This is a genomic window from Candidatus Roseilinea sp. NK_OTU-006, from assembly GCF_012931985.1.
Taxonomy (GTDB): domain Bacteria; phylum Chloroflexota; class Anaerolineae; order J036; family Brachytrichaceae; genus JAAFGM01.
Map to the genome: position 1 here is coordinate 29347 of NZ_JAAFGM010000016.1, position 23140 is coordinate 52486.

The window sequence follows — 23140 nt, forward strand, 5'->3', positions numbered from 1 at the left end:
GTAACGGGAGTTACCGATCATGACGACTATCGCAACGATGCCGGCCGGTTGGCGGGCGCTCTGGCGCGGGGCGTTTTGCGCCGCGTTGCTGTTGGCCGGCGTCGCGCCGGCCGGCGCGACGCCGGCGATGACGCCAAGCCGGGCGCGGGCCGCCGACGCTGCGTCAGCGCCGGCCCTGCTGCGCGCGCCTCAACGCGCAGGCGCCTACGCGCCGGCCGGCCTAGTCGTCTCCATGACCGCACAAACCGATTCCGGCATCCCCGGCGTGGTGTTCAGCGGGCAGCGCATCACCTACACCATCGGCGTATATAACGGCAGCAGCAGCGCGCTCACCAACGTCAAGCTGTCCGACGGCTTGCCGCCCCAGGCCCTGGACGACATCGTGTGCGCGCCTGCTTGCAACCAAACCGTCCTCCCCCAATCGTTCAAAGACCCCCTCGGCGATACCATCATCGTCAGCCGCGTCACCGCCGTGAACTGGACGGTGACCAACTGGCCGGTCGGCGTGGGCCAACAGTTCACGGTCAGCGGCCGCGTCGGCGGCTTGCCCGACGGCGCACTCCTGACCAACCAGGGCCTCCTCGAAGCTGATGCGATCAGCCCCTTGCCGACCAACGCGGTGCAGACCACCGTGCGCCTGCCCGTTCAAAACACCGGCGATGCCCAGTTGGTCGGCATAGCCACCTGGCTCTCCGCCGACTTGGGCGGCACGATTGACCAGGACTGGGGTGATTTTGACCGCGACGGCCGGCCCGACCTGGCGCTCGGCTCTTCCAACGGCGCTTCGGTCTACCGCAATGTCGCCGGCGCTTTGCAGCCGTTCTGGAGCAACGCCAGCCAAACCTACGGCGTAGTGTGGGCCGACCTCGACGCGGACGGCGCCCTTGAACTGGTGACGGTGGGTAAAAGCGGGGACGGCACAGCCGTCACCCCCGGCGTCAATGAGATTTATCACTACCGACCGGATGTGTTCGGCTTTGTGCTCTCGGCCACGCTTCCCAGCGATTATCAATTGGTGCGCATCACCGCGGGCGACCTCAACCGCGACGGATTGCCGGATCTGGTGGGCAGCACGAATTTCATCAACGCCCCCTGCCCGGTGATCGCCTACATCAACCTCGGCAATTTGAGCTTCGACCCGCGCTGCGTCAGCCCGCGCGCCACTGCCGCCGTCGGCCTGGGCGATTTCAACAACGACAACTGGCCCGACCTGGCGCTGGGCCTCTTCCCCAGCGACATCGTCGTGCTGGTCAATGAAATGATGCATAGCGGCGGCTTCTTCGCTGCGCCCATGCCGGTGGATACCAGCACGGCTTTCCTGGCCTACGATTTCGCGTGGGGCGATTACGACGGCGACGGCTTCCTCGACCTGGCGGCGGCCTTCCCCTTGCAACGCGAAGCGCGCGTGTATCGCAACCTGGCCGGCCAAGGCTGGGATTTGTCCGCCGCCAACATCATCCCCACCCAGCTCTTCATGACCCCGCTCACGGTGGATTGGGCCGACTTCAACGGCGATGGCCGAATAGACTTGGCCGTGGGCGACTCGCCCCCACGCCTGTATTGGTGGGACGGCGCCCAGCCCAGGGGGTTGGAGGGAGGCTCGCTGCCATCAAGCGGTGGGACGATCTGGCAGGTATGGGATCTGCGCGCGGTGCAAACCCGCCCCGGCGCGTCGGTGAACCTGGCCCTGGCCAATCGCAATCAACCGAGCATGATCTTCGATGTGGCCTCGCCCTGGTTGGCCAAGGCGCGCCGGCTGGTGGACGCCAGCCCCTCGGCGGTGCGCGCCGGCGGCGTCGCACTGGGCGATCTTAACCAGGACGGGCGCACCGATGTCGCGCTGGGGGCCGCCGCCGGCCAGTTCGGCGCGCAGACCTATCCCAACGCCGGAGTGGGCTTCATCGCCGGCCCGACATGGGGCAACGATGCCGGCCCGCATCACTTGGCCCTCGCCGATATCAATGCCGATGGCTCGCTGGAGGCCGCCGTCGCCACGGCGGTGGGCGTGAAGGTGTATCTTGCTTCCGGCTCGGTGTTGACCTCGCTCGTTGTGCCGGATGGCGGCCCCTACGTCGTGGCGTGGGGCGATCTGAACGGCGATGGCTGGCTCGACCTGGCGGTGGGCAGCAGCGGGCGCGTGTTTGTGTACGCCAATGCCGCCGGCCAGCTCAACACCCAACCCGCGTTCATCACGTTGGAGAGCTGCCCGGTCAGCAGCCTAGCCTGGGCCGATTATGACGCCGATTACTGGATGGACCTGGCGGTCGGGTGTCGCGGCGCGCCGGCGCGGGTGTACCGCAACAGCCGGATGCGCACGCTCATCCAGGCGTGGAGCGCGCCCTTCACCTCGACTCAGGACAGCCTGGCCTGGGCCGATTTCAACCGCGATGGCCGGCCGGACCTGGCCATCGCCGGCTTGAATGCGCCGGTGCGCGTCTTCGAGAACGTGGCTGCGCCGGGTGGCGGGCGCACGCTTGGCGGACTGCCCATTTGGGCCTCGCCCACCGTCAGCCCCACCACCGGCATCGCCTGGGGCGACTGGAACGATGACGGCTGGCTCGACCTGGCCGTCGCCAATGACGGCCAGCCCGATCAGGTGTTCGCCAACCTGGGCAGCACGCCCGGCCAGCCGCGCTTGTTCTGGCTGTGGTCTTCGGTGGAGGCCAGCCGCACCCTGGGGCTGGCCTGGGGGGACGTGGAGGGCGACGGCGACCTGGACCTGGTGGTCGCCGACGCCGACGGGCGCAGCGGCGTGTACGCGAACGGGACGAACAAGCCGGCCCATCACGCTGCGGTGTTCACCCCCACGCTGGCTTTGCCCGCTGTGCCGCCCTATCTCTCGCTGCGCCGGCCCGGCGGCACGGCAGCAGCTTGGTTTTACTCCACGCCGCGCCTGTTGGGCGGCCTGAGCAGCCCCACCGTCACAGTGAGCTATCGCCTGTTCGACGCCGACGGCGACCGCGCCGTGGCCGGCTCGAACATCACCGGGGGCCAGGTGGTGAGCACGGCGTTTGAATACTCGCTCGACGGCGGCAGCACCTGGCAGCCGGCCACGCCGGTCACTTACACGCCGCCCCCGCTTACCTTGACCTATCGCCTGGGCGCAGACGGCGCGTTCATTTGGAACGCGCGGCAAGACGGCGCGATCAGCGACGATGCGCGCTTCCGCGTGCGCGTGGTGGAGGCAAGGCCGTTTGGCCCCGCCCCGCGCGTGTCGAGCGTGGCGACCAGCCCGCCCTTCCGCGTGCGCGCCACCTCCTGCGTGTGGCCTCAGAACCCCGCCTTTACCTGGACCCCTTACAACCCCGCGCCCGGCCAGTCAACCCAGTTCATGGCCATCATCGGCGGGGGCAGCGGGCAGATCACCTACACCTGGGACTTTGGCAACGGCCAAACGCGCGTCGGCCAAGTGGTGCAGATGTCCTTCACCCTGTCCAACACCTACCAGGTGCGCCTGAGCGTAACCGGCACGCCCTGCCCGCAAACGCGCGAATCCATCACCATGTCCATGGTGCCGGTGGGCAGCGGTGTGCCGCCCTATCGGATTTACCTGCCGCGCGTGGCGCGCGCCTCGGCCAGCATGATGGCGCTGGCCTCGGCAGCGCTCGCGCCGCCCGCCACACCGGCCAACCCTGAGGGCGTCGGCGCGCTGATCGGCGAGACCGACCCCGTCGCCGGCGTCACCCGCCTGCGCTGGAGCGCGCCCGAAGGCGCAGCCAGCCCCGATGGTTATCGCGTCTATCGCATAGACCCCAACCAACCGCCGCGCCCGCTCGCCACGCTTGGCCCCGACGCGGTGTCCTTTGATGACGCCACGCCCGGCGCCGGCTGTGGGGTGGGCTATTTCGTCACCGCGCTGTGGGACGGCGGGACGCGCGAATCCGACGCCAGCGCCAGCAGCTACTATGCCCCGCCCTGTCCCGAATCCGACGACGGCCTGCCCGGCCCGCTCGCCATGCCTGAGGCAGGGCCGGAATTGCCGATGGACAAGCCGGAGCTGACCACGCCCGGCCCAACCTACGGCGCGCCGCCGGCCTTCTCGTTCATGGGTCCGTCATTCACCCCGGCTTCGGTGACTGCCGCGCCGGCCGCTTGCAACGTGATCACCGTAACCTCCGGCGGATTCAGCGGCCAGCCCAGTGTCGCCGCCAACGCCCCGCGTGTGGCGTTCTGGTCCACCGGCGCACTCGACACATCGGCCAACAACACCGACGGCAACATCGAGGTCTTTGTATACGACGCCGGCGCGTTGGACTTCACCCAAGTCACCAGCTCTAACGGCAGCATCCTAGGCGGCTTTAACCTGTGGCCGACGCTCAGCGAGGACGGGCTGAAAGTGGCCTTTGCCTCCGACCGCAACTTGGTCGCCGGCGGCAACCCGGACGGCAACTTTGAGATTTTTGTGGCCGCCCTCACCACAACGGCGCTCATCACCGTGGCCCAGGTGACCACCACCACCATCGGCGCCAACACCGCCCCTGTCCTCAGCGCCGATGGCCGCGCGATCGCCTTTGTCTCTGACCGCGATCTGGTCGGCGCAAACCCCGACCACAACCCGGAGATCTTCATCGCCTGGATCAGCGGCACGCAGGTGCTGACCTATCAACAGGTCAGCTCCTCGACGGGCGTGGTGAACGAGGCGCCTGCCATCAGTCGCGACGGCAGCCGGCTCGCCTTCAGCCAACGCGCGGCGGATAACTTGGTCGGGCCGGCCAGCGTTTGGCTGTCCTCCACTGCACTCATCAGCATTGGCGTGGCCGGCGCAGGCGTGCAGCCTTGGCCGGCCATCAGCGCCGACGGGGCGCGCGTGGCCTTTGTCTCTGATCGTGACTTGGCGCCGGGATCAAACCCCAGCCTTCTGCGCCAGCTTTTCGTGTACGACGTGGCGACCAGCCAGGTGCGCCAGGCGACCAGCGCCGGCGTTGGGCCGCGCTGCGCGCCGGCGATCAGCGCGCAGGGCGAGCGAGCCGTGTGCGCCCAGTCCGGGCCTGAAGTCGGGCTATACAACCTGATCGCCGAACGTGTGACTCTGGCGCCTTCCAACGGCCAACCGGTGCGCGGAACGTCACTTTCCGGCGATGCGCAAACGGTGGCCTGGGCGGCCGGCGGGCGCATCCTGCTGGCGCAGTGCCCCGTCGCCGATGTGTCGGCGGTCAAGAGCGCGTTGCCCGCTCAGCAGGCCGGCCAATCCCTCAGCTATACCTTAATCGTCAGCAACGCCGGGCCGGGAGCCGCCGTCAACGTGGTGCTGACCGATCTGATGCCCAGCAGCGTGATCATTCCGCCCGCGTTGTTGCCCGATCAGACGGACGACGACAACACCGCCGCCGGCTTTGGGGGCGGCTCGCTGGGTCAGGCGGCCAGAAACATCACCTGGACAGCCGATCTGGCGTTGTCCGCTTTTGCCGGCGCGCTGACGCTGCGCAACCCCCTCAGCAACGCCGCCGAGCTGCCCGACAATCGCGTCAACACTGGCTGGTTCCCCATGTCCGACAACGTGTTGCTGCTGCACCTGAACGAGCCGGCCACCGCCACGACCTTCCTGGATGCTTCCGGCCTGGGGCATCACGCCACGTGTAGCGGCGCGACTTGTCCTGAGCGCGGCGTGTGGGCGCACGTGGGGCGCGGCATCGCGCCGGACGGCGCCGACGACTTTATCGAGGCCCCTCATCATGGCGACTACAACTTCGGCAACAACCAGGATTTCACCGTCATGGCCTGGGTGCGCGCGTCGTTCTGGCAACAGGACACCGCCTTTCAGGACAACAGCATCATCGAAAAGTGGAGCGGTTCAGCGGGCTATCCGTTCGTCATTCGGTTCTTCAACCAGACCAGCGGCTTTCACGGGAAGGTGACGGCAGCGCGTTACGATAGGTGGCTTGCCTCTTCGGTGCGCTCCACGTCGCGGATTGACGACGGCGCGTTTCACCACATCGCCTTTGTGCGCGCTTCGGGCACGCTCTCGCTCTACGTGGATGGGATCCTCGAAGATGTCAAACCCGATCTGTCTGGGAAGCTGATCCTGTGCGGCTTCCTCACGTGCGACACAGGCAACACCGCGCCGGTGTATGTCGGCCAGCGCGGAGGCGGCACCAACCGCTTCACCGGCGCGGTGGACGAAGTGGCCATCTTCAGCCGAGCGTTGACCGCCGACGAAGTGGGGGGCATCTATGCGCGCCAAGCCCCCGGCTTTCGCGCCGGCGGCCTGTTTGATTCGCGCATCATAGACGCCGGCCAGGTGGTGAACTGGAATCGCCTGTCCTGGATGCCTGACCGCCCCTGGGGCAAGCCGCTGCCCGACAACAACCAGCTTGAAACCGGCTACCCCACCCTGACCGGCTCGCTCAACATGTCGGGCAACGTATTGCTGTTGCACCTCGATGAACCGCCGACGGCCACCCTGTTTTTGGACGCATCGGGCAACGGGCAACACGCTGCTTGCGCCGGCGCCGGCTGCCCCGCGCCTGACGTGTCCGGCGTGTATCGCACGGCGCTGCGCTTTGACGGCAACAACGATGCGCTCCAAGTGCCCAGCAGCAGCGCCCTGGATCCCCAGTCCGAGCTGACCCTGGAGGCGTGGGTCTATGCCGAGGACACGATACCCGACCAAAAGCTGGTTGGCAAGACGCCCATCGGCAGAGGTTATCTGCTGGGGATTCGCAATGGCTACATTGATCCGGAAATCTGGGACGACCAAGGCGGGCACTATCGCTTCCCTGCAAACAGCGGCCCGTTCATCCGGCCCTACCAGTGGACGCATCTGGCGGTGACCTTCAAGGCCGGCGACCAAATGATCGGCTACGTCAACGGCCGGACCGTTGCTACCCTGACGGTTGGCAGCCGGCCCGTCGGCCCCAGTTCCACGCCGCTGCGCGTCGGCGTGGCGCCGTGGGATGGCACGTCCTATCCTTTCCGCGGGCGGCTGGACGAGGTGGCCGTGTATCGCCGCGCGCTCGGCCCGGACGAGATTCGCGCGCGCTACGAGCGCGGGGTGGGGCGCGTGCTGTTCCAGGTGCGCTCGTGCGACGATCCGGCCTGCAGCGGCGAGCAGTTCAGCGGGCCGGGCAACGATCCACAGCAGTTCTACAGCCAGGCGCTGCTCAGCACCGCCCAGCTCCCCGCCGTCTCTTTCTCGGCGCCCAACAACCGCTACTTCCAGTATCGCTTGTGGCTGGACGGCGGCGGTCTGGATGCGCCGCCGGCGGTGTATCGGGTGGAAATTGGGCCGCCGCACGGCCCGGCGAGCGCCAGCCAGGGCGAGTGCAACGCCAGCGCGCCCATCGTCTGTATGTTGGGGGAGCTGGCGCCCGGCATGACTGCCACCGTGGTGATCTCGGCGCAGATTACGCCGACTGCCCCCGCCGGCCTCACGCACAACGTGGCGGTGGTGGCGGCCGATTCTGAAGACGTGAACCCCACCAACAATGCTTACACGGCGACGACAAACGTGTTGCGCAATGTGTCGCTCGACATCGCCAAGCTCGTCCAAAAGGTGACGATCAGCGGCGTGCAGCAAATCACCTACACGATCGTAATCACCAATCAGGGGACGGCGGCCGCCAGCGACGTGACCTTGAGCGATACCGTGCCGAGCGAAGTCATCATCAGCCAGGTGAATGCGACCGGCCTGGCGTGTAGCCAGAGCGGGAATAGCGGGAATTTGGTCTCGTGCGGCCCCAATTCCCTGAGCGGCGGTGCTACAGCCGTAGTCAGCATCGTCGGCGTGGCCAATCCGGCTGCGGGCGGCGTCATCACGAATACGGCATGGGTCAGCGCCAGCGAGTTCCTCGCCGGCGCAACGGCCACCGTCACCACTACTGTGCTGGCCACTGCCGACATCAGCGCGACCGTGCTGCCGCCGGCCGGCCCGCTCATCGCCGGCGACTGGGTGACCTTCACCGCGCGTGTGAGCAACACCGCCTTCTCAATCGCGCCGGGCGTGCAGCTTACCCTCACCTTGCCGCCCAGCGCCACCGCCGCCTCTGCGCCGGGATGCACCCCCGGCTCCGGCGTGTTGGTGTGCGCCCTGGGCAATCTGTCCGCCGGCCAAGTCGTCAGCGTGCCGGTCGCCCTGCAAATTCACCCGGCGTTGCTCGATCCTCTGCCGCTGACCGCCACCGCGACGCTGGACGGCATTGACCTGAATCCGGCCAACAACAGCGCCACGACGGCGCCGCCGGTGCAAGCGCTCGCCGACCTGCGCGTGGAGCAGCACGCGCCGAGCAGCGTCTTTGCCGGCCAGCGCATCACCTACACGTTGCTCTACACCCAGGCCGGCCCCTCGCTGGCGCGCCATGTGACGCTCACCACCCTGTTGCCTGCCGGCCTCGATCTGAGCGGCCTGATCGTGCATGGACAGCACCCGCCGACCGTCTTTGCCTCGCCGCTGATCGCCGGCGCGCAGATCACCTGGACGACCGGCGCCCTTTCGCCGGGCGCGAGCGGCGTGATCACCTTCAGCGCGCCGGTCACGTCCATCTCACCCCCGCCGACGCTGACCAATCTCGCCGTCATCGCCGCGTCCACGCCCGATCCACAGCCGGCCAACAACAGCGCTGCCTTTACCGCCACCGTGATACCCATCGCACCCACAGCCATCGCCTTAACCTGGGCGACGCCGGTGATCAGCGGCACGCCCGCCGTGCTTACTGCGACCGTGTCGCCCCTGGACGTGACGCTGCCGCTGACCTTCACCTGGACGATCAGCAACCATCCGGGTTACGTGCTCACTCTTCCAAGCTTAGTGAGCGCGGTGACGGTGACGTGGACGGTGACCGGCACGCAGGTGGTCAACGTGAACGCGACCAACGGCGCCGGCGTGGTCAGCACCTCGTCCAGTGTGACCGTTGGGCCGTGAGCCGGTGGTTCAGCCAGGAGGTGGTTGAAGAGGATGAATGATCCGATGCGTAGGCGCAGCAAGCAAGCCGGGATGATGCTCGTGGGGCTGTTTGGTCTATTGGCCTGTGCAGCGCCGGCCGAGCCGTCCACCATCTTGGTCTACATCCACGCCCAGGATGCGACTCCGCCGTCGGCTGCGCCTGCGGCGGCATCGCCGACTGCTCCTCCGGCGGCGCCGACGGCTGCGTTGACGGCCACGCCGGCGCCGCCGGCCTGCGCCCTGGAGACGCTGGCGCCCGGCCTGCACATCTCGGCCAACGGCAGCTACACCGAAACCGAGGACCAGGCCGCCGGCCCGATGACCTGTCGCATCGCGCGTGACTCGTGCGCGTTTGGCCTGCTCATCCGCAACCTCGACGCCGCCATCCTCTTTCAGGATGAGGAAGCCCCGCCGCACAACGACGAAGACCGGCGCATGCACCCGGCCGTGCTGATGCCGCTCAGCCGGCTGCGCGATCTGGTGGCCGCCGAATGGCGAGGCGAGGCGCGCCTGGTGGTCTCGGATGCCTACGATGCGCTGCTGGAGCACGACCTGAATCAGACCGACCCGGCGCGCAAGTATTCCTTGCACTTCGAGGGTCGCTCGATTGACCTGTTGCTCTCGCCGTATGACCCGGCGCGCATGGATCGGCTGTGTGCGCTGGCGCATTGCGCCGGCTTCGATTGGGTGCACCACGAATCCACCCATTGCCACGCCTCGGTGCGGGCGATGAGCCTGTGCGCGGCGTGCAGCGGCGAGCGATGAAGAACTGACGCATGGCTGATCTAAGCTTCATTCACCTTCAAGCGTCGCTGGCTCGAGTTGAGGTGCTGCTGCGACGGACGGTCCGGCTGGCGCAACTGGCCGGTCGCACGGCGCATGACCCGTTGCGCGGGTTGCATGTGTCGGACGAGCAGGCCCACGAGCTGGTCACGCGGCCGTGGGCATGGCAAAGTCAAGCCAAGCTGCCAGCCCAAGACCATGCTGTCTTCGCGGCTGCTATGGCCCAAGTTGAGGCCAATCTGCGTGCCATTCGGCAACAGGCGCGCCGCTGCGGCGAGGTGTTACGCCTGGAACGGCTACGTCGCGCTTTTAACCTGAGCGCTTTTGAGCGCGATGCCTTATTGTTGTGTTTAGCGCCGCTGGTGGATCTGCGGTTTGAGGCCCTCTATGGTTACCTGCATGATGATCTCACCCGCAAACAAGCCAGCCCAAGCCTCATCCTCGACGTGCTGTGCCCGCCGGGCGCGTCCCGCCTGCATTATCTTGCCCGCCTGGGTGATCAGGCTCCGCTGTTGCGCTTTCGCCTGCTCCAGCGCGCCAGCGACGCACAGGATGGACATCCCCATCCCTTGGGCCAGTTGCTCTGTCCGACGGCGATGTCCCTGGCCTGGCTGCTCGGCGATCCGCCGGAGGTTTGGCCGCTGCATCCGGCCACGCGCTGGCTTGCGCCCGAGGCGTTGCCCACCGCCGAAGCGGATTTGTTGCTCACGGAGGATGTGAAGATGACCCTCATCCGCGAGGCGGTGCAGCCCGAATCTCCCCCGCCGCTGGTGTTGGCCTATGGCGAGGATGCGCGTGCCGGGCGCGCCGTAGCCGCGTGGTTGGCGCATGTCTTGGATCGGCCGTTGTTATGCGCCGATTTGACCCAGGTCGAGCCCGGCGGGCAGGCGCTCGGTGCGCTGATTGAGTGGCAGCGCGACGCCCGCCTGAGCGGAGCCGTGCTCTGGGTGGGCAACGCGGATGCGTGGGTCGTGCCTGATCGCGTTACGCCGCCGGCGTGGTGGGCCGAATTGCTCGCCTATCCCGATTGGGTCGTGTTGGACAGTCGGAAGGAGTGGCAGCCGACCGATGAGAAGCGGCGGGTGCTGCGCGTGCCGTGTCCGGCGCCGGGCTTTGAACAGCGCCGTCGGCTCTGGGAGGCCTACATCGCGCGTGCCGGCGGAAGCGGGGCGGAGGGGATTGATTGCAACGCGTTGGCCGCTGCGTTCAACATGACTACGGAACAGATCGCGCGCGCCGTGGCAATGGCGCGCGATGAGGCAGCGCAACACTTGCGCCCGCTGACGAACGCCAGCCTATTTGCCGCTGCGCGAGCGCACACCAGCCCCTCGTTGGGCAGCTTGGCGCGCAAGGTCATCCCACGCTACCGATGGGAGGATTTGGTATTGCCCTCTGATTCACTCGCCGTCTTGCGCGAGCTGGCTGCCACCGTGCGACACCGCCCCTTGGTGTTGGAGACGTGGGGGGTGGGGCGCAAGCTGGCGGCAAGCGCCGGCGTGACCGCCTTGTTTGCCGGCCCGCCCGGCACCGGCAAGACCATGGCGGCCGAAGTGATCGCCGCCGACATCGGCCTGGACCTATACAAGATTGATTTGTCCGGCTTGGTGAGCAAATACATCGGCGAGACGGAGAAGAACTTAGAGCGCATCTTTGCCGAGGCCGAGCACAGCAATGCCGTGCTGTTCTTCGATGAAGCGGATGCGCTGTTCGGCAAGCGTTCGGAAGTGCGCGACGCCCACGATCGCTACGCTAACATCGAGGTGAGCTATTTGCTGCAACGCATGGAAGCCCACAATGGCCTCACCATCCTGGCCACCAACCTGCGGGCCAACCTGGATGAGGCCTTCCTTCGCCGGCTGCAATTTGTCGTGGATTTCCCCTTTCCCGATGAAGCCCATCGCCTGCGCATCTGGCAGACGCTCTTTCCTGCTCAGGTGCCGCATGCTGACGACGTGGATTTTGCATGGTTGGCGCGCCGGTTGAAACTCTCCGGCGGCAACATTCGTAACATCATCGTTGCCGCTGCCTTCTTGGCAGCCGCCGAGGGGGGATGTGTAACGATGGCCCATTTGCTTCACGCTGCGCGTCGCGAACTACAGAAGATGGGCCGTTTGGTGAACGAGCGAGATTGGGTCTGGACCGGCCAGGTTCCGACCAAGGAGGTATGAAGCAATGCGTGACTTGAAGACAAAAAATCATGATTCAGTTACTCGATCCCATGCCCAAGCAACGCGTGTGCAACGTAAGCCGGCATGCCGCGATAGTGTGCGGACGTTGCAACATCGCGTTGGCAATCGCGCCATGAACAGGCTGATCCAGGCCAAGCTGATTGTTGGGCCGGCGGACGATCCCTACGAGCGCGAGGCGGAGCGGGTGGCTGCTCAGGTCGCCTCGGGCGGGGCGACGGCCTCTGAGGTTTCCGCACCGCAAGAACCAGCCGAGGTGCAGGCCATGCCGGCGGCGCCGGCAATTGGGCCGGCCGGCGGCGAGGCGCCGCCGGAGGTGGAGCGCGCGCTTGCCGCCAATCGGGGCGCCGGCGCGCCGCTGCCCGAACCGACGCGCGCGACGATGGAACAGCACTTCGGCGCTGATCTGAGCGCGGTGCGTGTGCACACCGGCCCGCAAGCCGAGCAATTGAACCGCCAACTCGGCGCGCAGGCTTTCACCTGGGGCAACGATATCTACATGGGCGCGGGCAAGTACAACCCGGCCACACAAGCCGGGCAGCGCTTGCTGGCTCACGAATTAACCCACGTGGTGCAACAGGCCGGCGGCGCGCGGCGACAGGTGCGCCGCTTGATGGCGTCCACGCTGCTCAAGGGGCTGGCCGGCGAAGCGCGCGCCGATGTCAAATTAGGCAAGCTGACCGTGCGCAGGATGAGCGCAGCTTACAAAGCCGTGCTGCAAGCGATCGACGCCTATCACGGCAAAGTCAGTTCGATCTCTGCGGCCGGAATGAAAGACGAGCAGCTCGCCGATGTGTATGCCAAGCTAACCGCCGTGGAGCAGGCTTGTCGGGCTTATATCAACAAGCATTCCACCGGCTCACGCACGCCGCACATTCAAGCAGTGTTAGACGACATCCCTAACGAACGTGCGGCCATTCAGCAAATTGCCGGCAACCGGGCCGCCTATCCCTATACCCTGCGCAATGCGATCGAACGCGTGCGCAACCAGCCGGTGATCACGCAGGTGACTGGCATGATGAACATCGCTGCCGGGCGCAATCTGCGCGAGGCCAACCAGGAGCGCCAGGGGAGCAATCTGCCCGCGGTGGCCGACGCAGAAGGCGCAATCGCCGCCGCCGCGCTGCAATCCTACGCGGCGGACATGAACCGGATTTTGGCCGGCGACCAAAAGAACCAGGGACGAGCGCCCACTGCATTCGACTGGCGGGGCAACACAGCGACCACCAAGCTTGCCAGCGGGCTGGGAATGAAAGTTGGGCAGGACTACTTCGCGCGGGTGATCGCCCCTGAATTGAGTCAGGCGCTCAGTCTCCCGGATGCGCTGGCCGAGGTGGACCCTAGTAGGGTCGCTGACCAAGCCAAGCTGCAGTCCAACATTGCACGTATGAAGGGGGTGTACGGTAGTTTTATGCTGCTCTTCACTGCCCAGGGCGCCGCGAAGGTCCCGCTGCCGCTGGCGCGGTTCTGCGCTGAGCTGTACGCGCTGGCGCTGCGCAAAAACATGAGCGCGGAAAACGCCTATCTGCTCGTCTCCAGCCAGCTTTTCCTGCGCACGATTAACCCGATGCTGACGAATACGGCTGCCTCGCTGACGGACGACAGGCCGGGGAAGCGTGCGCTCTTGATCCTCTCCAAGCTGGTGCAAGACGATGCCAACAATGTGGATCACGGCGGGAAGGAGCCGTTCATGGCCGTCTTCAACGGTGTCTTTAACAGACAACAAATACAGGAGTTTGTGGCGGCGGTGATTGCGCGAGGAGGTGTTGGGGCGTAGGGAGGGCATGTGCTCTTGTGAGGCATTTGATTCGCCCCCTCTGCTGATCTCACGACCACAAGCGGTCGCTGTCCCAATAGTCGGTAGGAGCAAAATCGCCGGCCAGGTTGTGCCAGGGGTGAGGTGCGCACGGATCGCCTCTTTGTTCAGCGCGATCCCCAGACCCGGTCCTTCAGGCACGGGGATGTAGCCGTGCTGGAGGATCGGCTTGGGGATGCCGTTGACGAAGTTGTCCCAATAGGGAAGGCCGGTGAAGTGGTGCTCAGGGGCGATGGAATTTTCTCACCCATAGCCCGATACAGGCGGACGCCGGCGAGGTTGTCGGCGGCGATGTTGATGTCCGAGCCCTCGTCGAAGTCGCCGCGGGCCAGCGACCCGAACAACACCATGCGCGTCGCGCCATAGCGCTCGACGAGGATGCGCGCGCGGAGCGCTTGAAGCTGTGTTTCGGTGGCCAGCGCGGTCATATGGGCATTCTACTGCCGCAGCACGCGCTCATACACGGCGAGGAGTTGCTCGGCGGCTGGATGGCTTGGGTGACTTGCTGGATCTCGATGCGCCGGGCGCGCGGGATGCGCGCCCGCCACAGGTTGATCGCACCGTCCTTGCTGAGCGTGAAGTAGAGGAAGCGGCTGTCCGGGCTCCAGGCGAACGCGACCAGGCTGCGGTCGAGCGCGTCGGTCAGGTCAATCAGGTGATCCATATCGGCCGCGCCGTCGGGCTGCAGTGGCACGATCGCCAGCGTAGCCGGCTGATAGGCCGCCGGGATCTTCGAACGAGCGGTCGAAGGCCAGCCATCGGCCGTCCGGCGATGGCGTCGGCGTATAGCATGTGTAACCGGCCAGCGGGATGCGCTCGAAGCCGCGTCGGTGCGGGTTCGTGTTGCCGGCGTCAAAGCGAACCAGGTCGGCGTAACGGAACATTTCGCCCGAATCCGGGTCGCGGGTGTGGGCGCTGTAGATCGTCTTGCCGTCGGCCGACCAAACCGGTGGGGCGAAGTTGATGGTGCGGCCGGTGAGGCGGGCGCGGGCGCAGCACGTCTGGGCGAGGGTGCGAGCGCGCGCGCCCGACGGCGGCAAAGCGACCGTTAGCGCGGGGTGAAGCGCGTGGCGGGACCGGAGCGGGCGATGGGGTGGTCGTCCGTGCAACCGGCCCAGAGGCTGCCTCGCGCCGGTCAGGGAGGCGTTTGTTCAAGCTTGCCTACATTGCGGATCGTAACGCTTGACCGGCTGCGCTGCAACGGATGGCTCTACCTGTTGCTCATTAGCCGGCGCGCTGCGCTATCTTGAAAGCGCCGGCCTGGGCAAGCTGCTGGCTGTGGAGCGGGCCTACGCGCTGCTCACCCGCTACGCCGGCTGGTTGGGCATCGGCGAGCGCCAGCAGTTCACGCTCTATGAGCGAGCGGATGTCCTGGCCCAGCATGCGCCGCAAGCACAAGACGCAGTTCAATGCCTCACTGCGCTGTACGTCCATCATCGCCTTGCGCCGCCTGCCGCAGAACCGCATCCTGCCGACGCCGCAGAAGCAATCGGTGCGTGGCAGCAAGCGCGCCGCGTGTTGGTGCGAGAGAAGTTCAAGCGATAACTTAGCAAAGAACAGCCTCTCACCGTCGTCCAGCGCGCCACGACGGGGCGCAGCGAAGTCTGTGCTGCGCCCGCTCACGCGCAGGGGCCGCACGACAGGCCGTGCCTACAGCTTGACTGTGACCGCCTTAAGCTCGGTGAAAGCTTCCACACCCTCTTGCGAGAACTCACGTCCCATGCCGGACTGTTTGAAACCGCCGAATGGCAAGTTCGGATCGAACACGCCGAAGCAGTTGATCCAGACCGCGCCGGCGTTTAGGCGCGCCGCCAGCGTATGCGCGCGGCTGATGTCACGGGTGAAGATCGTCGCCGCCAAGCCATAGTGGGTCTGGTTGGCGACGGGCGCGATCTCATCAGGATCATCAAACGGCATGGCAACCAGCACCGGGCCAAAGATTTCTTCACGCACGATGGACATCTCCGGCGTGGTGTTAGTGAAAATCGAGGGGGCCACAAAATTGCCGGGCACGTCTTGGAGCACATCGGGACCACCGATGACCAGCTTCGCTCCACTGCGCAACCCCTGGTCCATGTAGCTCAAGACGCGCCTTTTTTGCTCGCTCGTGACTAACGGACCGAGCTGGGTGCTTTCGTCCAGGCCGATGCCGATGCGTAGCTTCTGCGCATATTCGACGACGCCCTCAAGCACGCGGTCAAAGGAGCGGCGCTGCACGTACAAGCGCGAACCGGCGTTGCACACTTGTCCGCTGTTGTTGAAGATGGCGGCGGCGGCTGTAGGAATCGCCTCGGCCATGTCGGCATCATCAAAGATGATCGTGGGCGATTTGCCACCCAACTCCAGCGTCAGGCGTTTCAGGTTCGACCGGCCGGCCGCTTGCATGATGAGTTTGCCGACGGCGGTGGAGCCGGTGAACGAGATTTTGTTCACGTCGGGATGCTCGGCCAGAGCCGCGCCGGCGGACTCGCCCAGGCCGGTGACGATGTTGACCACACCGGGCGGGAAGCCGGCTTCGGCGATCAACTCGGCCAGGCGTAGATTCGCCAGCGAGGCCTGTTCGGCAGGTTTCACCACGGTCGTGCAGCCAGCCGCCAAGGCCGGGGCGATCTTGAAGGAGACCTGGGCTAGGGGATAGTTCCACGGGATGATGCAGCCCACCACGCCGACCGGCTCGCGGCGAACGTAGGAGAAGAACGCGCCGCCGGGTGGCAAACTGAGATCAAGCGTTTTGCCGTAGAGCTTCGTGGCCCAGCCGGCGTAATAGCGCCAGAGGAAGACGGTGAACGGCACGTCAATGGCGCGGGCGCTGGTGATCGTCTTGCCCACATCGAGCGACTCAATCTCGGCGAACTCTTCGGCATGTTGCTCGATCAAGTCGGCCAGCTTGAACATGCATGCAGCGCGTTGCGTGGGCGACATGGCGCGCCATTCGCCCTCGAATGCGGCGCGCGCCGCGCGCACAGCGGCGTCAATGTCCGTCGCATCGCCGGCGGGAATGTGATCGAGCACACCGCCGGTGGCCGGGTCTTCGGTGGGCATGGTCTTGCCGGAGGCCGGCTCGACAAACGCATTGTTGATGAACAACCGTTTAGGACGTTTCAAAAATGCCTGCACCTCAGGCAGCAGAGAAATGGGTTGATTGGCGATTGTTGACATCTCGAGTTCACATCCAGGGAGAAGCAATGATTTTCACGTGTTGATCGGTGTTCTCCATCAGCTCGCGATAACCGACGTCCACCAGGTGGTCCAGGCTAATGCGCGCCGTGATCATATCGCCGGCGCGCACCTTGCCCTCGGCGATCAACTGAATGGCCGGCGCGAACTCGCCGCAGTACGCCACCGTGCCGATCAGCACGCGCTCGTTGAAGCCGATCTCGTTGACAAACAGACGGAAGGGCGTATTGGTCTGGCTGACGAGGCAAATGCGCGCGCCTTTGCGTGTGTTGCGCACTGCCGTTTGGTAGGCGGCGTCGTTGCCGCCACATTCAAAGGCGATGTCGGCGCCGAGCTGATTCGTGAAGTTGCGGATTTCGCGCTCCACGTCGTCGCGGCGCGGATCCAGCGCGATGGTCGCGCCAAATTCGAGCGCCATCTCGCGCCGCTTGCGGGCCGGCTCGACGACGGCGATGCGGTTGATGCCGGCGGCGCGCAGCACTTGCAACGCGGCCAAGCCGATCGGCCCTGCGCCCACCACAAGTGCGCGTTCGCCCAGCAAGGGCTTGACGTGATTGACGGCGCGCACGGCCACAGCCGTCGGCTCGACCAAAGGGGCAGCTTCCCAACTCACGCGCGGGTCGAGCGGGTAGAGTTGATAGGCCGGTGCGCACACGGTCTCGGCCAGCCCACCCGGCGCAGAGAACCCATGAAAGGCTAGCCGCTCACAACGGTTGTACTCATGTCGTTGGCAGTAGTAGCACTCATGGCAAATGTGATACCCCTCCAGCGCCACCCGGTCGCCCACCGACCAGCCGGTGACGCCCTCCCCCAGGGCGATGATCTCGCCCGCGAACTCGTGGCCGATGATCACCGGCGCGCCATAGCCTGTGAGGGGATGTGGCTCTTTGGCGATGAACATCGGCCCTTCGAGATACTCATGCAGATCGGTGCCGCAGATGCCGCAGTAATGCACTTTGAGCTTGACCTCGCCCGGTTTCGGCGCACACTCCGGAACATCCTCGATCCGCACATCACGTTGGTCGTGCCATCGTGCGGCTTTCATAAGCGATCACACCTCCTGAAGGGCGCGCGGCCTATTTCACGCTGCCGCGCGTCAAGCCATGAATCAGATAGCGTTGGAAAAACATCGCCAGCACATACACCGGCACGATGCCGGTGAGCGCTGCCGCAGAGATCTCTCCAAATTGCAGCCCGTGCTCGCCTTGAAACTCGGAGATGCCGATCGGGAAGGTCTGCGAGCGCAGACTGTAGGTGAGGATCAACGCAAACAGGAATTCGTTCCACGACAGGATGAGGCAAATGATCGCCGTAGCGACCAGGCCGGGCAGGATGAGTGGGATGACGATGCGCAGCAGCACGCCCCAGTGAGAGGCGCCGTCCATCTGCGCCGCCTCCTCAACTTCCAAGGGCAAGCTGCGCACAAAGTCCATGAGCATCCATGTGGCCACCGGCAGGTTGGCGACCATGTGCAACAGGGCCAACCCCAACGGCTGATCTACCAGGCCAACGGAGCGCATCAGCATGAACACCGGCACGCTGATCACGATGGGCGGGGCGACGTAGGTGCCGAGGATCCACGACGGTAGCAATCGCCCGCCGGCGCGAAAGCGCACAATCGCGTAGCTGGCCGGCACGGCGACGAGCAGCGTCATGGTTGTGCTCATGATCCCGACGAAGAGTGAATTCCACAGATAGCGCGGCAACGGCACGTTCCGAAAGGCGCGCTCCCAGTTCACCAGAAAGATCCCCTCAGAGGGGAGAAGGCTGCCGGAAACGCGGATCTCGATGGGCGACTTCAACGAAGTCGTCAGCATGAAGATCAGCGGGATGAGCGTGAACGCCAGCAGCAGCCCGACCGTCACCCAGCGCAGCAGGTGCATGACCGTGCGCATCGGGTGCAGTGGCTTTGCCGGTCGCTGGCGAAGCGATGAGGAGATCGCTCGTTCAGTCATGGCCCGTATTTCGCTTGTGCCCGCCGGTAGAGCGCCGTGAGCAGCGCGACCAACACCGACAGGATGACGATGACGATGATCGTCATGGCCGAGGCATAGCCGGTTTTGAATTGCTGAAAGGCCGTCTTGTAGATATAGAACGAAGCAACCTGCGTGGACGACCCCGGCCCGCCAAAGGTGAGCATGAAGACCAGGTCGAAGACCTTCATCGCGCCGATCAAGCGCAGGATGGCGATGACGAGCACGCCGGGCAGGCACAACGGCAGCGTGAGGTGAATGAATTGCTGCCAACCGTTCGCGCCGTCCACGGCAGCAGCCTCGTATGGCTCATGTGGCAGGCCGGCCAGCACGGCCAGCGAGAGCAAAAAGACGAACGGCGTCCACTGCCAGATGTCCACCAGCATCACCGACGCCATGGCCAGGCCGGGCACGCCGAGGAAGGCGACGTTCTGTTCCAAGATTCCGGCGCGCACGAGATAGTGATTCAGCATACCTGATGATGGGTCATAGATCAGCCGCCAGATGGCTGCGATGGCGACCGGCGGGGTGATGAACGGCAGCAGACCCAGCGTGCGCGCGAAGCGCGTCGGGCCGCTCTCGCGGTTCAGCAACAATGCCAGTCCAAAGCCGATGACCGTCTCAATTGCAGTGACGCCGAACGCATAGACGAACGTGAGCACCAGTGAGTTGCCGAACAGCGCATCCCTGGCCGCATTGGTGTAGTTTTTGAACGCGATGAATTCGCGAAAGGGTCGCGCCAGTTGAGAGTCGGTCGCGCTCAGGGCGATGGAATAGATCAGCGGGTAGAGCGAGAAGACGATCAGCGTCAAGACGGCCGGCCCGATCATCCATAGGACTTCGCGCTGGTGTTGGCGATGAAGTGTGTGCATCGAATGCGAAAGTACGGTTAGCCGCTAACGCGCTGTCATTCTGTTTCGGGTGAAATTCGATGCGAGCGGGCACAGGGCGGGACCTGGGATTCTGCAAATCACTTCAGGCCCCGCCCTCGTCCTCAGAGAAATTTGAGGCTCTTCCCAACGCAGCTTACTTGCCGAGTATCTCGAGCCACTTGGCCTGCGTGTCGTCCAGCGCCTGTTGGGGCGTCTTCGTGCCGGCCAGCGCCTCTGCGACGTTCTCGGTCAGCACATCTTGCATCTCCGGCCACTTGGCGTTGGTGGGCCAGGCGAACGCGCCGCTCAGCGCTGCCTTGGCAGCATCGGCCAGCTCCGGCGTGACGTGCTTGCGATACGCTTCGGCGTCGAAGGTGGACTTGCGCGTGGGGTCGAGGCCGCCGACGATGGTGTTGACCCGCACGTTGATGTCCGGCCGGCCGACGAACTTCAGGAACTCATAGGCCAGCGGCTTGTTCTGCGCCAGCGTGGAGATGCCCAGCGCGAATCCGGCGTTGAGCGCGGGTCGGCTGGCAGCGTTCGGGCCTTCGCCCTTCGGCATCGGTACGGCGCCCCACTTCTTCATGATCTTGGACTGCTCTGGATTGTCGCTCATCTGCCCTAGGTCGGTCCAGAACTCGACCATGCCCACCTTGCCGGTGGTGAAGCCGCCGAGCGCTTCGTCGAACGCCACGGCCTTCGGGTCGGGCAAAGCATAGGGGAGCTGATCCACCAGCTCTTGCAGGGCCGCGACGGCCTCTGGGCTGTTGATGGTCGGCTTGCCATCGGCATCGAAGAAGCTGGCACCATAGCCCTGCAGCCGATTAATGAACGTGGATAGCAAGATGATCGGCACTTTGGCGCCCATGATGGCACAGCCGTAGATGCCTTCGGATTTGCCCTGCTCGGTGATGGTCTTACAGGCTTCGCGATATTCCGCCCATGTCGTCGGCGGCTTCACGCCGTACTTCTCCAGCAGCTCGCGGTTGTAGAACAACAGGTGCGTGTCGCCGTCATAAGGCAGCGCCCAGCGTTTGCCGTCTATCAGCGTGTAGGGATCGGCAATCGAGGGCACGAAGTCATCGAACTGCAACGCCTCCTTGTTCTCCTCCCACCACTGGGTGAGATCCTCCAATACACCGCTCTCCACCAGCTTGCCGAGCATGGGATACCAAATTTCGATCACGTCGTATTCGCCGGCGCCGGAAGTGACGTCGAGGATGGCCTTCTCGGTGACGTTGGCGTACGGCACGACAAGCACCTGGACGCGCGCGCCGGTCTCCTCCTCGAACCATTTGGCGAGCGCACGGGTCGCCACGGCATGAGGCTGAATTGTCAACACATTGATGGATTGGCCCTCAAACGGTTTGGGAGCGGTCGCTTCTGGGGTTGCAGTAACCGTGATTTCGCGAACGACCTCTACTTGGCGCGTCACCTCAACTTCACGCGTCACCTCAACTTCTCGCACTGCAGACGGCGTAGCCGGAGCAGCGCAGGCATTCAGCACAACGACAGATAGCAGTGCACCGATGAGCACGGTGCGCATTTGGCGATGCGTATTCATCTTCAGCAATGCCTCCTCTACTTACGAATGACCAAATTGACCAAAGTATTGAAACGTTCTGGAAGGTTAGGGACGAATTCAGGGAGTTTCCAAACGCTAATGATCACCTCCTACTGGATGCATTGGCGGACGCAGCGCGTTATAAGCGCACTTGATGGGCGAGGACGACTTCCCAATTTAGCTCGATGCCCAATCCTGGCCCAGTGGGCGTGAGGGCGCAACCATCCACCACCGTGATCGGCTCACGCAAGACCGACTCACGAAGTGGAGCTGGGGAGACATCGCGCAGCATGTAGTCTGCGCCGGTGACGGCGGAGATCAAATGAAGCGCAGCAGCAAAACCCACGTCAGAACCGTAATGATGCGGCGAATAAGGGTAGCCGCGCGCCCGTGCTAGAGCGCAGATGCGTTGTGCCTCGCTCAATCCACCCGCGCGCGTTGGATCGGGCATCAAATAGCGAATGGCGTTCGTGTCCAACAGTGCGGTCGCATCGGCCACGTCGAACTGGTTCTCGCCGGCGGCGAGCGGAATATCGGTGTGCTCCTTCAGCGTGCGATAGCCTTCCAGATCACTGGCGAGCAACGGCTCTTCCAGCCAATACGGGCGGTACGGCTGCAACGCCTCAGCCATGCGTTTCGCACGGTCGAGGTCATAGGCCATGTTCGCATCTACCAACACCTCCACCGCATCCCCCACGGCGCGCCGCACGGCCTCCACGTTGGCGATGTCGCGCGCTTCATCGAAGCCAATGCGCACTTTCACCGCTCGATAACCCTGATCCACGAACCGACGGGCGCTGTCGGCTAACTGCGCGGGGTCCAGCCCGGTGGCATACAGAGGAGCGCGGGCTGGTTGGCTGCCCCCCAGCAGGGCATAAATCGGCTTGCCGTGCGCCTTGCCCGCGATGTCCCACAGCGCGATGTCCACCCCGCCGATGGCCGACATGACCGCGCCCTTCCCCCACAGCACCCCTAAGCGGCTAAAGGCGTGGAGCATCTTCTGCCAAAGACCGGCGACGTTCAGGGGATCCTCACCCACGAGCAGCGGCTTCAGCCCTTCCTCGATGGTGGCCTTGCGCTCGACGATGGCCCAGCTAGGAAAGTTCACCGATGTCTCGCCGACGCCGCTGATGCCGGCATCAGTCTCGACCAGCACAAGGCCGAAATTGCGATGATGCATCGCTCCCCAAGCCAACCGCAACGGTTGTTGCAGGGGCTGGCGCAACGCGATGAATCGAACATCACGAATTTGCATGAGCGCAGCTATTGTAGTGAGATCTGCAAAAAGCGCACGCATGGCCTCATGCCCTGTCCCGGAGTAACGAATGTGAATCCAAGACGGCACCCTACAATGCGGTTGCATGTCGTAGGACAGTCATATATAACTACGAAGCCATGAGTAAACGGAACAAGGTCGTGATCCATCCCCGCGAAGTGCTGGAGGGTGCTCCCATGCAGCAAGCCGGGGGTGGCGTCCGCGATCTAAAATTGATTTACCCTGAGACCGGTTTTGACGCCAAAACCCTGTGTCTGGGCATTGTGGAGATTGACCCCGGCCACCATTCCCCGTTACACCGCCACAATTGCGAGGAGGTGTACTATGTGATCCAGGGCTCCGGTGAGATCGAGAGTGACGGCAAGCGCTACAAGTTCTCGGCTGGGTGTGCCATCTTCAACCGCCCCAACACCATCCATCGGGTGTGGAACACCGGCGACGAGACCATTCGGCTTGCTGTGGTCGGCGGCATCATGTTTGTGCCCCTGTGGCCGCGGTGGCCGACGGCATCGCCCTACGAAGTGTTCGAGGGCACATCGGCAAACGCCGAGTTGCCCAAGGGTGCCGTAAAGCCGAGCAAACGCAAGCGCGCAAAATAACGCCGATGCTGACGGA

At 64.8% G+C, this 23140-nt stretch carries 15 protein-coding genes; 6 read left to right on the top strand and 9 right to left on the bottom strand.

Features of this window, described 5'->3' with window-relative positions; all coding sequences use genetic code 11:
- The first annotated feature begins 19 nt into the window (after positions 1 to 19).
- From GXH28_RS09700 to GXH28_RS09715, 4 genes are all read left to right on the top strand, one after another.
- Positions 20 to 8857, top strand: a complete 8838-nt coding sequence (locus tag GXH28_RS09700; protein WP_169238825.1) for an FG-GAP-like repeat-containing protein — start codon at positions 20 to 22, stop codon at positions 8855 to 8857.
- Between the two features lie 45 nt (positions 8858 to 8902).
- The gene (locus GXH28_RS09705; protein WP_169238826.1) at positions 8903 to 9643 is read left to right on the top strand and encodes a hypothetical protein; all 741 of its coding nucleotides are present in this window, start codon (positions 8903 to 8905) and stop codon (positions 9641 to 9643) included.
- A gap of 11 nt (positions 9644 to 9654) precedes the next feature.
- On the top strand, positions 9655 to 11829 hold the full coding sequence (locus tag GXH28_RS09710) for an ATP-binding protein (protein ID WP_169238827.1): 2175 nt from the start codon (positions 9655 to 9657) through the stop codon (positions 11827 to 11829).
- Between the two features lie 133 nt (positions 11830 to 11962).
- Positions 11963 to 13624 carry an eCIS core domain-containing protein gene (locus GXH28_RS09715; protein ID WP_169238828.1) on the top strand — a complete coding sequence of 554 codons (1662 nt, stop codon included), beginning with the start codon at positions 11963 to 11965 and terminating at the stop codon, positions 13622 to 13624.
- Positions 13625 to 13770: 146 nt separating this feature from the next.
- On the opposite strand, the gene GXH28_RS09720 is transcribed toward GXH28_RS09715, so the two are convergent.
- Genes GXH28_RS09720 through GXH28_RS09730 form a run of 3 tightly spaced genes read right to left on the bottom strand, consistent with a single transcriptional unit; the run spans position 13771 to position 14703 of the window.
- Entirely contained in the window at positions 13771 to 14091 is a 321-nt protein-coding gene (locus GXH28_RS09720) for a nucleotidyltransferase family protein (protein WP_169238829.1), read from the bottom strand.
- A complete protein-coding gene (locus tag GXH28_RS09725) occupies positions 14088 to 14357 on the bottom strand; it encodes a PD40 domain-containing protein (protein ID WP_206156786.1) in 270 nt (89 codons plus the stop codon). Before GXH28_RS09725 ends, GXH28_RS09720 begins: the two co-directional genes overlap by 4 nt.
- Positions 14311 to 14703 (bottom strand): PD40 domain-containing protein, encoded by a 393-nt coding sequence (locus GXH28_RS09730; RefSeq protein ID WP_169238831.1) that lies wholly within the window; start codon positions 14701 to 14703, stop codon positions 14311 to 14313. Before GXH28_RS09730 ends, GXH28_RS09725 begins: the two co-directional genes overlap by 47 nt.
- A gap of 142 nt (positions 14704 to 14845) precedes the next feature.
- Here GXH28_RS09730 and GXH28_RS09735 point away from each other — a divergent pair, with 142 nt between their 5' ends.
- Entirely contained in the window at positions 14846 to 15208 is a 363-nt protein-coding gene (locus tag GXH28_RS09735; protein WP_169238832.1) for a hypothetical protein, read from the top strand.
- A gap of 105 nt (positions 15209 to 15313) precedes the next feature.
- Here GXH28_RS09735 and GXH28_RS09740 read toward each other — a convergent pair whose 3' ends face one another.
- The 6 genes from GXH28_RS09740 to GXH28_RS09765 all read right to left on the bottom strand — a co-directional run bounded on the left by GXH28_RS09740 (position 15314) and on the right by GXH28_RS09765 (position 22504).
- Complete coding sequence (locus tag GXH28_RS09740; protein WP_169238833.1) at positions 15314 to 16822, bottom strand: aldehyde dehydrogenase family protein; 1509 nt, start codon at positions 16820 to 16822, stop codon at positions 15314 to 15316.
- A 7-nt stretch (positions 16823 to 16829) separates the two neighbouring features.
- A complete protein-coding gene (locus GXH28_RS09745; protein WP_169238834.1) occupies positions 16830 to 17885 on the bottom strand; it encodes a 2,3-butanediol dehydrogenase in 1056 nt (351 codons plus the stop codon).
- A 31-nt stretch (positions 17886 to 17916) separates the two neighbouring features.
- The gene (locus tag GXH28_RS09750; RefSeq protein WP_169238835.1) at positions 17917 to 18735 is read right to left on the bottom strand and encodes a carbohydrate ABC transporter permease; all 819 of its coding nucleotides are present in this window, start codon (positions 18733 to 18735) and stop codon (positions 17917 to 17919) included.
- 56 nt (positions 18736 to 18791) lie between these two features.
- Complete coding sequence (locus tag GXH28_RS09755) at positions 18792 to 19685, bottom strand: carbohydrate ABC transporter permease (RefSeq protein ID WP_169238836.1); 894 nt, start codon at positions 19683 to 19685, stop codon at positions 18792 to 18794.
- Between the two features lie 154 nt (positions 19686 to 19839).
- On the bottom strand, positions 19840 to 21249 hold the full coding sequence (locus tag GXH28_RS09760; RefSeq protein WP_169238837.1) for an ABC transporter substrate-binding protein: 1410 nt from the start codon (positions 21247 to 21249) through the stop codon (positions 19840 to 19842).
- Positions 21250 to 21388: 139 nt separating this feature from the next.
- Positions 21389 to 22504, bottom strand: a complete 1116-nt coding sequence (locus GXH28_RS09765) for a mandelate racemase/muconate lactonizing enzyme family protein (protein ID WP_169238838.1) — start codon at positions 22502 to 22504, stop codon at positions 21389 to 21391.
- 140 nt (positions 22505 to 22644) lie between these two features.
- On the opposite strand from GXH28_RS09765, the gene GXH28_RS09770 reads away from it, so the two are divergent.
- The gene (locus tag GXH28_RS09770; RefSeq protein ID WP_169238839.1) at positions 22645 to 23124 is read left to right on the top strand and encodes a cupin domain-containing protein; all 480 of its coding nucleotides are present in this window, start codon (positions 22645 to 22647) and stop codon (positions 23122 to 23124) included.
- The last annotated feature ends 16 nt before the right edge of the window (positions 23125 to 23140 follow it).